10 protein-coding genes are annotated in these 15934 nt (G+C 44.8%); 4 read left to right on the plus strand and 6 right to left on the minus strand.

The annotated features are described in order from the left end of the window. Positions 1-202: 202 nt before the first annotated feature. The 4 genes from AB4558_RS16665 to AB4558_RS16680 form a co-directional block, all read right to left on the minus strand. Positions 203-1084, minus strand: a complete 882-nt coding sequence (locus AB4558_RS16665; RefSeq protein ID WP_004733521.1) for an NAD(P)-dependent oxidoreductase — start codon at positions 1082-1084, stop codon at positions 203-205. 541 nt (positions 1085-1625) lie between these two features. Further along, positions 1626-3704, minus strand: a complete 2079-nt coding sequence (locus tag AB4558_RS16670) for a DUF4962 domain-containing protein (protein ID WP_372073769.1) — start codon at positions 3702-3704, stop codon at positions 1626-1628. A gap of 219 nt (positions 3705-3923) precedes the next feature. Further along, positions 3924-5702 (minus strand): sodium:solute symporter family transporter, encoded by a 1779-nt coding sequence (locus AB4558_RS16675; protein ID WP_102332117.1) that lies wholly within the window; start codon positions 5700-5702, stop codon positions 3924-3926. A 726-nt stretch (positions 5703-6428) separates the two neighbouring features. Then, positions 6429-7148 (minus strand): FadR/GntR family transcriptional regulator, encoded by a 720-nt coding sequence (locus AB4558_RS16680; protein WP_017061478.1) that lies wholly within the window; start codon positions 7146-7148, stop codon positions 6429-6431. Between the two features lie 265 nt (positions 7149-7413). On the opposite strand from AB4558_RS16680, the gene phnD reads away from it, so the two are divergent. The 4 genes from phnD (at position 7414) to phnE (AB4558_RS16700) (ending at position 11045) form a co-directional block, all read left to right on the plus strand. Beyond that, on the plus strand, positions 7414-8370 hold the full coding sequence (gene phnD / locus AB4558_RS16685) for a phosphate/phosphite/phosphonate ABC transporter substrate-binding protein (protein WP_372158936.1): 957 nt from the start codon (positions 7414-7416) through the stop codon (positions 8368-8370). Positions 8371-8513: 143 nt separating this feature from the next. Further along, positions 8514-9332: a phosphonate ABC transporter ATP-binding protein gene (phnC, locus tag AB4558_RS16690; protein WP_372073767.1), complete on the plus strand. Its 819-nt coding sequence runs from the start codon at positions 8514-8516 to the stop codon at positions 9330-9332. After that, positions 9329-10204 (plus strand): phosphonate ABC transporter, permease protein PhnE, encoded by an 876-nt coding sequence (gene phnE, locus AB4558_RS16695; RefSeq protein WP_372073765.1) that lies wholly within the window; start codon positions 9329-9331, stop codon positions 10202-10204. Before phnC ends, phnE (AB4558_RS16695) begins: the two co-directional genes overlap by 4 nt. A gap of 10 nt (positions 10205-10214) precedes the next feature. Next, positions 10215-11045 carry a phosphonate ABC transporter, permease protein PhnE gene (gene phnE / locus AB4558_RS16700; protein ID WP_372073763.1) on the plus strand — a complete coding sequence of 277 codons (831 nt, stop codon included), beginning with the start codon at positions 10215-10217 and terminating at the stop codon, positions 11043-11045. Positions 11046-11324: 279 nt separating this feature from the next. On the opposite strand, the gene AB4558_RS16705 is transcribed toward phnE (AB4558_RS16700), so the two are convergent. Further along, the gene (locus AB4558_RS16705) at positions 11325-13478 is read right to left on the minus strand and encodes a heparinase II/III family protein (RefSeq protein WP_372057307.1); all 2154 of its coding nucleotides are present in this window, start codon (positions 13476-13478) and stop codon (positions 11325-11327) included. 2 nt (positions 13479-13480) lie between these two features. After that, positions 13481-15679 (minus strand): heparinase II/III family protein, encoded by a 2199-nt coding sequence (locus AB4558_RS16710; protein WP_372073759.1) that lies wholly within the window; start codon positions 15677-15679, stop codon positions 13481-13483. Positions 15680-15934 lie beyond the last annotated feature (255 nt).

Here is a 15934-nt window from a genome sequence, read left to right on the forward strand (position 1 = left end):
TATAGATATAGATATAGATACAAAAATAGGAATTGAGGCAGTAACAAAGTTGAACAGAGTTTTGAGTAGGTGTAGCTGAGGAAGTAGAAGTAGAAGAGTTTAACGAGGGAACAAAGGGTTGGGTATGGCAGATAAAAACGAACCTCGCTGAGGTATCGCCGCCTAAAAAGACAGGCAATACCCTAGCGAGGTCGTACGTCGATTACTTCTCTAGTTTAGCGAAGTAGTCGAAGATTACTGGTACGTCGTTGTTACCCATTCCTGCGTCAACAGCAGCTTGTAGGCTAGTTGCAGTACCTTGAGCAATTAGAGACTCAGTACCTAGCTCTTCACAAAGAGCAAGGAAGTAACCAAGATCTTTGTTAGCGTTAGCAACAGAGAAACCTAGCTTCTCTTCGCCGTCTACTGCGTAGAACTTACAGAATTGCATGAATGGTGAGTTAGATGGACCTGCAGACATGATGTCAAACAGTTGTTGGCCATCAACACCAGCGCGTTGAGCAACAGCGAAAGCTTGAGACATAGTCGCAACAGTCGTCATACCCATGAAGTTGTTTACAAGCTTAGTAACGTGACCAGAACCTAGAGCACCTAGGTGGAATACGTTTTCGCCTTGCTCTTCAAGAACAGGTTTAACTTTGTTGAAAGTTTCCATGTCGCCAGCAGCCATGATGTTCAGAAGACCATCTTTAGCGTGTGCAGGAGTACGGCCTAGAGGTGCGTCGATCATGCCCGCGCCTTTTTCAGCTAGAGCTGCGCCGATTTTCTTAGTAGAAGCAGGGATAGAAGTACCGAAGTCTACTAATACTGCGCCTTCTTTGATGCCAGCTAGAACGCCGTCTTCGCCGTAAACGATTTTTTCAACAACAGCTGAAGTTGTAAGACAAAACTGAACGATGTCACTTGCAGCAGCTAGTTCTTTAGCAGAAGTGAATGCAGTCGCATTGCCGCGATCTGTAACGCGAGCAACAGCTTCAGCGCTTAGATCCATTACGTTTACGTGGTAGCCGCGCTTTTGTAGGTTTTCAACCATGTTGCCGCCCATAAGACCTAGGCCAATGAAACCGATTACAGGTTTAGTCATGTTCAAACTCCAAATATAGTATTGTATGATTATATGGTCATTATAATAACGACGTCTTTTCCGTTACGCAATAGTTTTAGGGTAATCCTTCAATGCTTAGACGCAAGTTGTGACGGGGATTCACTTTACGAGAAAATATGGTCACGCTTTGTACTTACAAGAGCGATATCCCAATCAAAAAATAACCTATTGATGAAATAATGCACTCTAAATGTCATACGATTAATGAGAATAAGCCACTCCAATAACGATTATTAACCTGCCGTCCCTTTTTTCAGACAAGATTAAGGCTGCCCACTGTCAGTAGTTGACAAATTATTGGAAGACAGTCACTGCCCTAGCCTTAGTAAGGTTTACTGAACACGGGTTTTAAACCAAGTTTTGTCGCCACTTACTAAGCCTGGCACTCTTGCTACTTAGCCTCTAACTAACCAACGCAACCTCTTCCCACCTCGTAGGCTACTGCCTGTTCTGTGCAAACAAAAAAACTCCGAGCTTTCACTCGGAGTTTTTAGTATCTAGCTTCTGTTGCTTCAGCGAATTACAGTTCGATTGAAACCGTTTCACCATCAACATTTAGCATTAGCGTGTTGCCTTCAAGCTTGTGAGACACTTCAACTTGCTCGCCTTCGTTCTTATTAGGAACAAGAAGCGTAAGGATGTTGTGCTCTTTTGATGGCTTGAATTCCACTTCAACGTGACGGTGGATTTCAAGATCTTTGAACTCGTATGGGTCAACTTCGCCAAAACCTTCAACGTTCTTAACTGACGTGATGTTATCAGCAGACTCGTTGATGAAGTTTACGTCTAGGTGCGCAACTTCGCCACGGATAGTGAAAGACTTGTCTGCCACGTCGTTTGCGAAAGTTGTGTGCATTAGCCAAGTCATGTCTTTCTCTTCAGAAAGCGTTGCCTTGTCTTGCATTACGAATACTTTACCTTGAACAAACCAGACCTTACGCTTGTAAGATTCAATTTCAGGAACGAAGTACTTGTAAGATGCCGTTGCATCACCCTCAACCATCTTCACATCAGATTCAGTGTCGAAATCAGAGATGTTGCCGCCCGCTTCGATACAGAAGCGATCTTGGTGGTTTTCGTAGCCCGTGTTCTTGTTCTCGCCGTACTGACCTTTACCGCCAAATAGTGGAAGGTTCTTAGAGAACGTTTGACGACGCCATTTCGTGTGCATATCAACACCGAAACCACCGTAGTAGCCAGTGATTGACGCTAGCGTTTCACCGAATGCATGCAACGTGAATGCGTTTTGGTCACCGTGAGAGTGGCTGATTGAGCCAAACGGAGAACATTTGAATACCATGTGAATATGGTTATCACGCTCATTCATCTTGTTGTGGAATGCAGCCCAACCCGTGATTGGGAATACTTTCAACAGTGGGTCATTCGATGGTGCTTTCTCTTCAGGTGCATCCCAAAGGAAGTTAAAGCGAAGATCATCGTAACCGAAGTCCCACCAACCGAAGTTGTAGAATTTGGTGTGTGCTTCAGTATCACGGCCTTTCAGTTGGTTGTAGTACCAAACATACTCAGGCTTCTGGTTAACACCTGCGTAATGCTTGATGTTGTAAGCCAGTTTTAGACCTGGGAAATCACCGATTGAAGACTGGTCACAGAAGCTCGCGCGCTTAGAGTGAACAGGCATGCAGTAAAGCGGGAAATCACCTGTGTTTTCGTAGAATGTTTTGTTGAACATGTCTACGCCACAGTATGCTTTCAATAGGTCGAATGCTTCGCCTAGGAATGCAGTTTGCGTGTTCCAGTAGTCAGGACCTTCAGCCCAACCGCCGTCTACACCGCCCCATGGTGGGTAGTGTACTGCGTAGTATTCTAGTGCGTATGCAATGTACTCGCCTGCTTTCGGGTGATCGTGGTAAAGCGCGATACACGTTGGGATGATAGCAGAAGAGATAGAACGAACACCGTGGCTGTTCAGTGGGTTGTTCAATAGATCAACCGTCACTTTCAGGTGGTGCATGATTTCGTCTAGACGCTCAATCAAAGCATCTTGAACTTGCTGACGTTCTTCATCTGTGAAGTAGCCGTGTAGCCAGTCGTAACCCCAAGCCATAGCCGCGATAACACGGAAAGCCGCTTCATCGTTATAGCCACGAGAAGTCACGCCTTCTGGATCGTACGTAGACAGTTTTAGAGTCCAAGCTTTTGCTTTAGCAATTAGCGCTTCGTCTTCTTTCACAACACCAGCAATTGCTAGGTTACGTGTCGCGTTTAGTGCCATTTGGCAATCAACGTACATTTGACGCCAGTAAGGACGCCATAGAGAAGCTTTGCCTACCGTGTCAGCTGGGTACGCTTGAGGCTCTTCGAAAGGAGCAGTCTCAAGGAACTTAACTGTCGAGTTATTGTAGAAATCATCAAACATGCAGTGAGCTTCATCAGCTTTCACTTTCGCTTTGAATTCTTCTAACTGATCTGCTTGAACAAGAAGACGTGGACGTGCTTCGCTCAAGTTGTCTAGGAATGATAGGTCGAAGTCACGTTTCTGTACTTCGATAGGGAGTAGGTCTACAAGATTACCTGCTGAAGTATCATTCTCCAGCTTCATCTTCCTGATTGCATCAAGAGATTTTTGGTCGCTCATTCTAACTCACTTATTTTTCAAGTTGATTGAAAGGAATTAGCAATAATATACGTCTTATTGTAGGACAATTAAATCTATTTCGGTTCGATTGAACCATTTTGTACAGTTTTCGTGATTTAGGTCAGATATCTTCCACCTGACCGTTTTCCGTTTCGCAGAGCAAAAAAAATGCGACGCCCTTTCGAGTCGTCGCATTCTATTATAATCGTTTTCTATGTATTAGCTTTCAGTTACTGCTTTCGCTTGCTTGCCGCCGTCATCGACCGCTTTAACCAATAGCACACCAACACCACCAACAATCACACCACAAAGTATGAAGACTAGACGTCCCCACATTGGGTTAGTGAGTAGAGCCATTAGCATGATACCGACACCCGCTACCGCAATCAGTTTACCAAGCATTTCACGCTGTTTGTTATCCAGTACTTTCTGTTCTGCTGACTCCGCAACTAATGGAGTAGACAGGTTACCGAAGAACTTATCAACGTCTGCTTGACGCTTCTCAGTTAATGGCTTGTAGAACAGAGTTGATAGGATGAAGAAACCACCTGTCAGCGTAATGTGAGCAATCAGACCGATAGCAACCTTAACATCAGACCATTCACGGCTTGTTAGCTCTTCTAGACCGAAGATTGAAGACACCATTTCAGCGTTAACAACGAAACCCACGTAGTAAGAAACAAAACCACCAACCACTAGCGTACCCCAACCAGCCCAGTCCGGAGTCTTCTTAATAAAGAAGCCAAGGAATGCAGGAATTGTCATTGGGAAGCCGATCAGTGCGCCTACATACATCATGGTATCGAACAGGCTCAAACCTTTAAGCGAGTTGATGAACTGTGCAATAAGGATGATAGCAATACCAAACACGGCAGAAGTAATCTTAGAAACCGTTACTAGTTCTTTTTCGCTAGCCGTACCTTTACGAACGATTGGTTCATAGAAGTTCTTAACAAAGATACCCGAGTTACGGTTTAGACCAGAATCCATTGAAGACATTGTCGCTGCAAACATCGCCGCAACTAGAAGGCCAACCATACCTGCTGGCATGTACTCTTGTACGAAGTATAGGTAGGCAAAGTCACCCGCTTTCTTACCTGCATCTGGGTAAGCTGCTGCTAGGTCGACACCTTGACCTGCAATGTACCAAGAAGGCATGAACCAGATAAATACACCACAAAGCATTAGCACACACGCTAGTAGCGCCGCTTTCTTCGCGTTCTTTGAGTCTTTAGCCGCTAGGTAACGGTAAGAGTTAAGCATGTTGTTAGTAATAGAGAACTGCTTCACGAAGATGAAGAATGCCCAAATGCTGAAGATGCTTAAGTAGTTAATGTTGTTACCAGAAAGGAAAGAACCGCCTTCCGCTACAGGGAAGTTATTCACGATTTCACCAACACCGCCACCTTGAACAACAGCAACAACAGCACATGTCACGGTTACTGCCATGATGATAACCATCTGCATAAAGTCAGATGCAATTACCGCCCATGAACCACCCGTTACAGACATTGCCAATACAACCAAACCGGTAATCCAGATAGTTGCTGTCATGTCGAAACCGAAGATACCAGAAGCGATGATTGCTAGTGCGTTTAACCATACACCGGCAGAAACAACACTGTTTGGCATTGAAGACCAAGTGAACACTTGTTCGTTAGTCGCACCGAAACGCATACGAATTGCTTCGATTACCGTTACTACACGTAGTTGACGGAACTTTGGAGCAAAATATGCGAAGTTCATGAAGTAACCAAATGCGTTGGCTACGAAGATGACCGCTACTGCAAAACCATCGTTATACGCTTTACCTGCCGCACCGGTGAATGTCCATGCACTAAACTGGGTCATAAAGGCGGTTGCACCAACCATCCACCACAACATGTTACCGCCCCCGCGGAAGTAGTCACTGGTGGTACTTGTAAATGTTCTAAACATCCAACCTATCGCAATCAAGAATAGGAAATAAATGCCGACAATAATCGTGTTGAGTTCCATCGTGTATCCTTTGTCCGTTGTATTTTGTTACGAGGACTATAGGAAATCTCAAACTTTATTTGTAGTACAATAATCCAAATAAGTGATGGCGATCTTATTTTGATTGATTAAGTTAATTATATATATGACATAGGATGGAATATGGCCAATCCATTAAGGAAATTACTGGTGTTTGAGATGAAAACTCAAAAAACCAAGACCAAAGAACATCACACCCATTAAAATCAAAGACTTATAAAAAAGCGAGACTTTGCACACTTATTAACAAATACAACCAAACACATATAAATATAAAATTCTCAAAAATAATAAAAGCCAAATCTGAGCTAAATCACCCTCATTTATCACACAATAAACCAGCGTTTTTTATCTATTGAGAGTGGATAATTTCATTAGAATTCTACTTAAATTAATCAATATAGAAGAGGCATATCCAGTTCAAACGATGGTAGATTCAAAATATACAAAAATGAAAAATCATGGATGACGCATAATTATTTGGGGGTCGAGAGTGTCTAAAAACGAATATCGAGCGTAATATTATTTTTATTATGATGGTAAAGAGAACGACCGCTAGGCGTATACAAGAAGGAACTGGCTTAAGAAGGAGTTAAGCGAGGATGAACCAAAACAGTGCCACACATGGTGCAACACGCTTTCTAAAAACAAAAAAGCATGCACTTGGCATACCTTTTTGATTGGTTCAAATGAAGTTGAAAACCGTGTTTAGCTTGCAGTGGCTAAACGGTGGTTAGCGTCTTGCAAGTGAGCGGCTGACATTGTACGAGCTTTTTCACTGTCGCCAGCCATAATCGCTTCATAGATTCTACGGTGTTCATTGATACATGTGCTGCCCTCTTCAGAAGAGTGCACGATGAAGTTAACGAACATGGTAGTCAGAATATTGCCGAATGGCAGGTAGAAATCGTTACCTGTCGCATTAAAGATCAAGCTATGGAAACGAATATCGATGTCTGTCCAACGTTCTTGGTCAAACACTTCTGCGTCATCCACTTCAACCATCTTCTGGAAGATCTCTGAAAGCTCGATACGTTGCTCAGCAGTCGCAAATTTTGCAGCTAATGCACACGCTTCAGGTTCAATCGCACGGCGAAGGCCTAAAAACTGAGAACAGAATTGGTCTATGTCGGTTAGACCATCCATCCATTCAATCAGTTGAGGATCAAGAAAGTTCCAGTATGCGCGATCTACTACACGAGTACCGATTTTCGGGCGGGACTCTAACAGACCTTTAGAAGTCAGTAGTTTAACGGCTTCACGAAGTGCCGTACGGCTGATACCAAACTGTTCACACAGCGCCATTTCACCAGGAATAATAGAACCTTGTGGCAGTTCACCAGACAAGATTCCACGAGCGATTTCACGCGCTACTTGCACGTGCAGGCTGCGCTTCGAGCCCGAGATTGAATTAAAAGTGCTAACCATAAGTTCACTTATTTTATATGTTATGTTTATGTATTATTTAAGGATCACTATAACAGGATTTCAACCTAGCGCCAATTGAGTAAATTAGCAACGAGTCGTGCCCTATTAATTTACTCAATGAATCAAACACTTATAAAGCATCTAACTCCATACCGCTAGAAACATTATGTTACACCATTCATAAATCCGTCATCAAAAGGCATCGGTTCTGTCATCCTCGATTCCTATACTTCCTTCCAACAAATCACTCAATTGGACTGACATAATGAAACCGACAAAAACAAATCTCACGCTTAAGAGCGCTATTACTGCTGCGCTGATTTTTTCTGGTTCTGCATTAGCAATGGATACACGATACGAAGATCGCTCTGGCAACTTGGTTGCTGATGTTCCTCAAGATGAATCACAATGGGTTGACCCAAACACGCTAATTTTTGCTTATACGCCAGTTGAAGATCCTGCAGTATACGCTGATGTGTGGAGCGAGTTTTTGAGCCACCTTGAAAAAACAACGGAAAAGACGGTTCGTTTCTTCCCTGTTCAAAATAACGCAGCTCAAATTGAAGCAATGCGTTCAGGTCGTCTGCATATCGCAGGTTTCAACACAGGTTCAACGCCACTAGCGGTTAACTGCGCAGGCTTCGCACCATTCACCATGATGGCAGCGGAAGATGGTTCTTTCGGTTACGAAATGGAAATCATCACGCACCCAGGTTCAGGCATCGAAAAGGTTGAAGACCTAAAAGGCAAAAACCTAGCATTCACATCGCAAACGTCAAACTCTGGTTTCAAAGCCCCTTCTGCGATTCTGGATGCTGAATACCAGCTTCAACCTGAACGTGATTTCAAACCGGCTTTCTCTGGCGCGCACGACAACTCTATTTTGGGTGTGGCACACAAAGATTATGACGCAGCAGCCGTCGCTAACTCAGTATTGAACCGTATGCTTTCACGTGAAGTCGTGAAAGAAGGTCAAATCAAGAGCATCTACATGTCACAAACCTTCCCAACAACAGCTTACGGCACAGCGCACAACCTAACACCAGAGCTTCAAGAGAAGATTCAAAAAGCGTTCTTCACTTTCGACTGGGAAGGCACAAAGCTTCAAGAAGAATTTGAGCGTAACGGTGAAGCGAAGTTCGTTCCGATCACTTACCAAGAGCACTGGGAAGTGATCCGCACTATCGATACAGCCAATAAAGTCTCTTACACGTGTAGCTAAGTTCAACCGAACTAAAAAGCCAATCACACACCGATAAAACTAACTGCAGGTGTAATCGCCTGCAGTTATTCACCACTCTTTCCGGTTTACTTTCCATGCCTGTCTCAGGCGAACTCTTAGTACACCGCTCTTATAGGAATTCTATGTCTACTCTTACCCTTAAAGGGCTTACCAAGCACTACTCCAGTTCTGATAAAGCCCTTACCAACGTTAGCTTGTCGGTCAATGCCTGTGAAGTGGTTGGTTTAATTGGTCCATCTGGTGCGGGTAAATCAACGCTTATCCGTTGTATTAATCGGCTCACCGAGCCCACCAGCGGCGAAGTGATCTTTTCCAATACCAATCTAGAAACGCTGTCTAAGCGACAACTGAGACAATCACGCCGTGAAATCGGGATGATTTTCCAAGAGTACGCGCTGATTGAGCGTTTAACGGTGATGGAAAACGTACTTTCAGGGCGGTTGGGTTACGTGAACTTCTGGCAGAGCTTTACTCGTCGTTTCCCTGAATCGGATATCCAAGCCGCTTATGCGCTACTCGACCGTGTTGGGTTGTTAGAACACGCCAATAAAAGGGCCGATGCTCTGTCGGGTGGTCAGCGTCAACGTGTTGGTATTGCACGTGCACTTGCTCAGAAACCGAAATTACTGTTGATTGATGAACCAACGGCCGCACTTGATCCACGTACAGCGCGCCAAATCATGCGACTGATCAGTGAGATTTGTTCAGAGCAACAGCTCCCTGCTATCATCAATATTCACGATGTTCAATTAGCAAAGCAGTTTGTTGACCGTGTGGTCGGATTAAATGCAGGTTGTGTCGTATTTGATGACAAACCAAACCTGCTCACTGAAGATGTTTTAACGCAAATCTACGGTGAAGAAGACTGGAGTCAACAAGCAGAAGAAGAGGCCGATGACCTCATCATCACGAGCCCTCGCCTGTCTGAGGCAACAATATGACTCAACCATATCCAAATCAAGCTCATCAGCATTTAAAGTCAGCACAACAACATTTAAAGTCAGGAAAACAGAATTCCAAACAATACCCGACACAGTGGACAAAGCCGCCACTGATTTCTAGCCCATGGCTACGCTGGAGCTTAATCATCATTGTCGCGGTTTACTTGTACTTTGCGACTCAATCGGTACACGTCAACTGGACTCGAATTTACGAAGGCAGCGAACGCGGCTGGCAGTTCATTTTGGCTTTCATGAACCCAGATTTTGGTGGCCGATGGAACAACATCTCACAAGGTTTGATTGAAAGTTTAACCATGACCCTGACATCGACCGTGGCGGGTGTCCTTCTTTCAATCCCATTCGGATTAGGCGCAGCGAAAAACCTTGCCCCTACGCCTGTTTACTTATTCTGTCGTGCGTTTATTTCGGTTGCGCGTAGCTTACAAGAAATCATCGTAGCGATTCTGTGTGTTGCTCTATTTGGCTTTGGTACGTTTGCGGGCTTTGTCACGCTCACCTTCGCCACCATCGGCTTTCTCGCAAAACTGTTTGCTGATGAAATTGAAGCCATTGATCCAGCACCACTCACCGCAATGCGCGCAACGGGCGCGAGTTGGTTACAACAGGTCAATTACGCGATTCAAGCGCAGATAATGCCGCGCTTCATCGGACTTTCGATGTACCGACTCGACATCAACTTTCGTGAGTCAGCCGTAATTGGCATTGTTGGCGCAGGTGGTATCGGCGCAACGTTAAACACAGCAATGGACCGTTACGAATACAGCGCAGCAGCCGCTATTCTATTGATTATTATAGTGATTGTGATGTTGTGTGAATGCCTATCAACCATCATCCGTAAGCATGTGCAGTAAGGAACGACCAATGAGCACGTTAAATGAAACACCGACAAGCGCCATCAATCGTACCCAATGGCAGCGTTACGACAGTAAACAGAGCCTCATGCTTTGGCTAGGCTGGCTTTGCTTTGTTGCTTTGACAGTATTCGCATGGCAAGTCATGAACAAGGATACGATTTGGTACTTTGTGACTGACTCACCCAACCAATTTACTGATATCTCTTCACGTATGTGGCCACCAAGATGGAGCTACTTAGAGTCTCTTTGGAGTCCGTTGTGGGACACCATTAACATCGCGACACTTGGCACACTGTTGGGGATAGTACTAGCGTTTCCAGTCGCGTTCTTAGCTGCACGTAATACAACGCCAAGCATGACGTTTATCAGACCTATCGCGCTGTTCATCATCGCGGCAAGTCGTTCAATTAACTCGTTAATTTGGGCATTGTTATTGGTAGCAGTCATCGGCCCAGGCTTGTTGGCCGGTATCATTGCGATAGCGCTACGTTCAATTGGTTTTGTGGCGAAGTTAATGTATGAAGCGATTGAAGAAGTGAATGCAACACAGATGTCTGCAATCCAATCGACTGGAGCTTCTCCGCTGCAGGTATTGAACTACGGTATTCTTCCGCAAGTGATGCCAAGTTTCATCGGCACGAGCTTGTTCCGCTGGGATATCAATATTCGTGAGTCTACAGTTTTAGGCTTGCTCGGCGCTGGCGGTATCGGCTTAAAACTGCAAGAGTCGATGGCAATGCTGGCATGGCCTCAAGTGACTGTGATTTTCTGTGCGATTCTAGTGACAGTCATCTTCTCCGAATGGCTGGCTGCGAAAGCAAGAAAAGCCCTTATCTAAATAATAAAAACAACGTCAAATAGACGGTTAGTTAGGACCAAAGCCTACTCACTGAGTAGGCTTTTTGTTTGTTGAAACGTTCTATTCTGTTTCTTACACACATAAAAAAACCGAGCAACTCGCAATGAGTTACTCGGTTTGACTTATTCCCGATGTATTCAGTCGTTGTTGGTATCAACGAACGATTTTGCAATCACGACTGAATTCAATGTGACGCTTCGTTCCCGCAAAGCACCACATCAGTACACACCATCGTTAAATGATATGTGTGTTGATCATTTACAGTTGAGCAAATGATCCTTCCCACGAGTATGTCTCACCAGCAAACTCAACAGTGTGAGTTGCTTGCTGCTTATCTTCAGCTTGGTTTGAAATACCGTAGTGGTAAGTGTTGCCAGATGTCGTTTGAATGCGCACAACAGTCCCGACACTGTTATGGCCAACAACAGACACTGATTTAACCAGACCACGAGCGCCTACAGAGGCTTCGATAGACTCGTTAAAGTAACCGTGTGTTTCCAATACAGAAGCAAACACATGGTTTTGACCAGACTGACGTAAGATGAACGCAGGCTCACTCTTAAGGTTGAAGTCTGGATCGTTAGCACCAGTGCGAGCAAAAATCACTTCGCTGCCCGCATTCGCGCTAGTTACTAGGCTGTAGTAGCTGCTGTCATGTAGCCAGCTTACTAGAGAGCCTTCTTCATTCACTTTGCCTGAAGCCACGTTCCATAAGTGCTGGTAACCGTTGTCTTCACCTAGCGGCTTAAGCGTTTTTTCCATGTTGTAATCAAAGTCAGTACGGATGATCTGACCAGAGTGGTGAACGGGTAGGTCGTACTGGTGCTCAGCGTCCGCTTCGATGCGGTATACGTCGATTACAAGTGGCTTCTCGAACTCAGGAAGTTCAGCAAGAATCACGCTGCGTTGCATGTCTACGCCAGTGTAGTACTCAGAAATTGTGCCGCTCATGCCTTGTAGAGACTGGTCGTCTGCTACGAAGAAGTGCTTCTGACCAAACTTTGACTCAGCCAATGCTGTGTTGAAATTGTTCTGCGTTTTCTGATCAACCGTTACTGTGTTGTGAGCAACCGTCTGCTTACAGTAAGACTTGTTCTCTGGGATGTAACGACCGCCAAACTTAGGCTCAACGTTTACCCAGCGACCAAAACCGTAATCGTGCAGTACTTCGTGGCCACGGTTGAATACGCTTAGGTGTAAGCCATCGTAGTGACCATGGTCTAGCGCAGAGTGGTACTGGTGATCAGAGCCGTGCTGACCAAACCAGATCAACGCCATTGTGTCGTCGTCTTGCTCATCACGGTGACGAAGGATGCTTACGCCACCTTTTTCGCCTTCAGGGCCGTCCGTTACAAACAGGCTACCCCAGTTAAATGCTTTGATGTCGGCTGCTGCATCAACCGCGTCAGACAGTGTTTTACCCGAAGCATGAACCCAAACGTTTTGTTGGTGATCAGCCATGCCAAGCAGAGTTTCAGTCTGCTCGTAACGGTGGTAACACACAGACGTTGCCATGATAACGCCTTCATCGTTGATAGAGATTGTCTTCGATGAATCATTTAGAGCTGGCAATGTACCGTCTGGGAATGCGGTTTTGAATACAGAGTACGACGTTGTCTTAATCACTGAATCGTTGAATTCATAGATACCAACTTCAGGCTGACGACGTTCAATTGCTTCAGCGAACAGGTAGATTGGACGTAGCGAGAAACGGTGGTAGTAAGGACCTTCCATGTAGTAGCCGTCTGGCGAAAACAGTTGGTCAAGTTGCGCTAAGAAACCGCCGCTTACTTTGTCTAGTTTCAGGCCGTAAAGCGCTTTGTCTACAGACTCTTGATCGTTGATTGCGTAACCACAGATACCTACCGCTGCCACTGCCCATAAGCCGTGGTTGTGTACGATATCGAAGTCGTGTGCGTAAGTCACAACGAACATTTCGATCATTTGCTTAAGAAGATCGTCTTCGATCAGACGCTTTTGCTCTTCAGAGATGGTGTGGTAAATACAACTGTACGCACAAGAAGCGTAAAGCATCCACATATTCTCGTTCAACGTTTGGTGGAACAGCTTACCCGGAGGGTTAGAGTCACGGCTTACGTTGCTTTCAAGTGTTGGGTACACCGTCGCGTACGCTGTTAGCATATCAACGATGTAATCACGGTACTTTGTTTCCTCAGTGATAAGGAACAAACGGCCCGCTAGATCCATATGGATGTAGTTTTGCTTGTGACGGTTGTGCTCGTAACCGCCGCCTTCACCGTGACCAGGTACTTCAATGCCAACTTCCGCCATGTAAGCGTCAGTTTGTTTAATGTCGCGAGTCAGTGCGTTACCTAAAAGGCTATCCTTGCCAAGTTCTTTACGAAGCTCTGCTGCTTCATCAAAGTTAAGTAAAAGTGGTTGATAGCTCATTATTATTTCCCCTGCTCTGCTCTGCTTGCTAATTCTGGGTTTAAAGTTGTTTCTACTGAGTAGAAGCCTGTCCAGCTGTATACTTTGCCGTTCAGCTCTACTTTGTGTTCAGTGCTGTCAGTCGCGCCAAGTTGGTTGCTGATCATCACTGTCACGTTTGATTTCTCTGTGGTGATCTCAACTACCGAACCGATATTGGTGTGAGCCACTACTTTGATGTCTTTCACAACACCACGTGCATTAACTGATTGCTCGAATTCTTCGTTGAAGTAACCGTGCGTTTCAACAACAGAAGCAAACAGTGTTGTTTCACCTTTGCTGCGTAGAATGAACGCAGGCTCAGAACGTAAGTTGAAGCTTGGGTCGTTAGCGCCAGTGCGAGTAAAGATAACTTCAGCATTGTCGTTAGACGTTGCACCTAGCCACGTGTAGTAGGTGTTGTTCTGTAGCCAGCTTACCAGTGCTGTGCCCTTCACTTCACCGCTTGCCACGTTCCATAGGTGTTGGTAACCGAAATCGTCACCTAGAGTGTTTAGCTCTTTGTTTGCTTGGTATTCAAAGTTAGTGCGAACAATCTGACCTTGATATTGGTGTGAGTAGTCGTATTGATGCTCGCCTTCACCGCCTTTTACAGAATCTAAGCGGTATAGGTCTAACAATAACGGAGATTCTAATTCTTCAAGATTTAGCATGAACACGCTGCGTTGCATGTCAAAGCCTTGGTAATGATCGTTAGCAAATGCACTCATGCCGTTGATTTGCTCGTCTTCTACTTTAAAGAAGTGAGGTAAACCGTGTACTGAGTCTGCACGTTCAACATCAAAGTTGTTCTGACATTTTTCATCAATCGTAACTGCATTGTGAGCAATCGTTTGACGAGCGTAAGATTTGTTTTCGTCTAGGTAACGGCCGCCGAATTTTGGCTCAACGTTCACCCAACGACAGAAGCCATATTCACGCAGTACTTCTTGACCACGGTTGAAGAAAGAAATACCCAGCGTATCAAAGTTGCCGTGACCCATGCCGTGTTGGCCGTAGTTCATAACAAGTTGAGAAACGTCGCCTTTCTTATCCTGCATACGGATAAAGCCTTGCGCGCCGTTATGACCTTGAGGGCCTTCGTTCAACTCAACACTTGGCCAGAAAGGCATGCCGATTTCTTTCTCAGCAGAAGCCGCTTCGTAGGCTTTAGATAGCTCAAGACCACATGGATGCATCCATACCGCGTCTTGAATCTTCGCCATACCAAGAATGTTTTGGTCTACGCCGTTTTCAGAAGAGTAATGCTTGCTGTAAACACTTACTGCAACCTGAACACCCATGTCTGTGATACCCATAGTACGAGAAGCATCATTCAGAGCCGGGAACTCACCGTTCGGGTAAGCCGTCGCCAGCATGGCTTGAACGGTGTTACCAATCACGCCGCCTTTGTAGTTGTAAATATCAACTTCAGGCATATGACGGTGGATCACTTCAGCGAACACACACGTTGGGCGAATCGCGTAGCGGTGGTAGTAAGGACCTTCCATGTAGTAGCCAGAAGGTGCAAACAGCTGAGAAACTTGCGCTAGGAAGCCGCCAGTGTCGTTACGGTCAATGCCGTACACCGACATTTCAAGGTATTCACGCTTGCCAAGAGCAAGACCACAAATACCGACAGCCGCTACTGCCCAAATACCGTGATTGTGAATTCGGTCGAAGTCGTGTGCGTATTTAACCGTGAACATTTCTAACATTGGTTCAAAAATGCGAGACTCAATATTGTCGCGTTGTTCTTGTGTCAGGGTTGAAGCAACACAAGAGTAAGCTAAGCTTGAGAACATTAACCAGCAGTGTTCGTTCAGGATTTGGTGGAACAAACGACCTGTAGGGTTAGTGTTTTTCTGTACGTGGTAATCAAACGTTAGGTATTTATCTGCGTACTCTTCTAGTAATTCTGTAACAAAGTCAGCGTACTTTTGCTCTTTAGTGATCAAGAACATGCGACCAGCTAGATTCATGTACGTGTAATTTTGCTTATGGCGGTTATGTTCGTAACCCCCAGCTTCACCATGACCTGGGACATCAATAGGTAAACGCATGAATGCTTCTAGATCTTTCGCGTTCGCTGCAATGGTTTTGCCCATTAAGCTAGAACGGCCCACTTCAAGATGAAGCTGCTCGATTTCTGCTTCAGTCAACAATACTGGTTTAGTCGTCATATTCTTTGTCACCCTCAATAAAGAGTTTATCTGCTTAAACTTTGATTAAATTTTCAAACTCCATATAAAGTAATACAATATGAGCTTTAATTATACCTATTCGTCGCTAAATGATGAGTAGAGTCACATAATTAGCCATAAGTCATTGATGTAGCTGGCTAATGGTAAATATTAGCCATTTATTAAGTTGTTGATTTATTTACGCTATATAAAGTATCGCTTGATCAATATCACACAAATTTAGATATATTGTAT

The organism is Vibrio sp. 10N.222.51.C5, assembly GCF_041474575.1.
Taxonomy (GTDB): domain Bacteria; phylum Pseudomonadota; class Gammaproteobacteria; order Enterobacterales; family Vibrionaceae; genus Vibrio; species Vibrio crassostreae_C.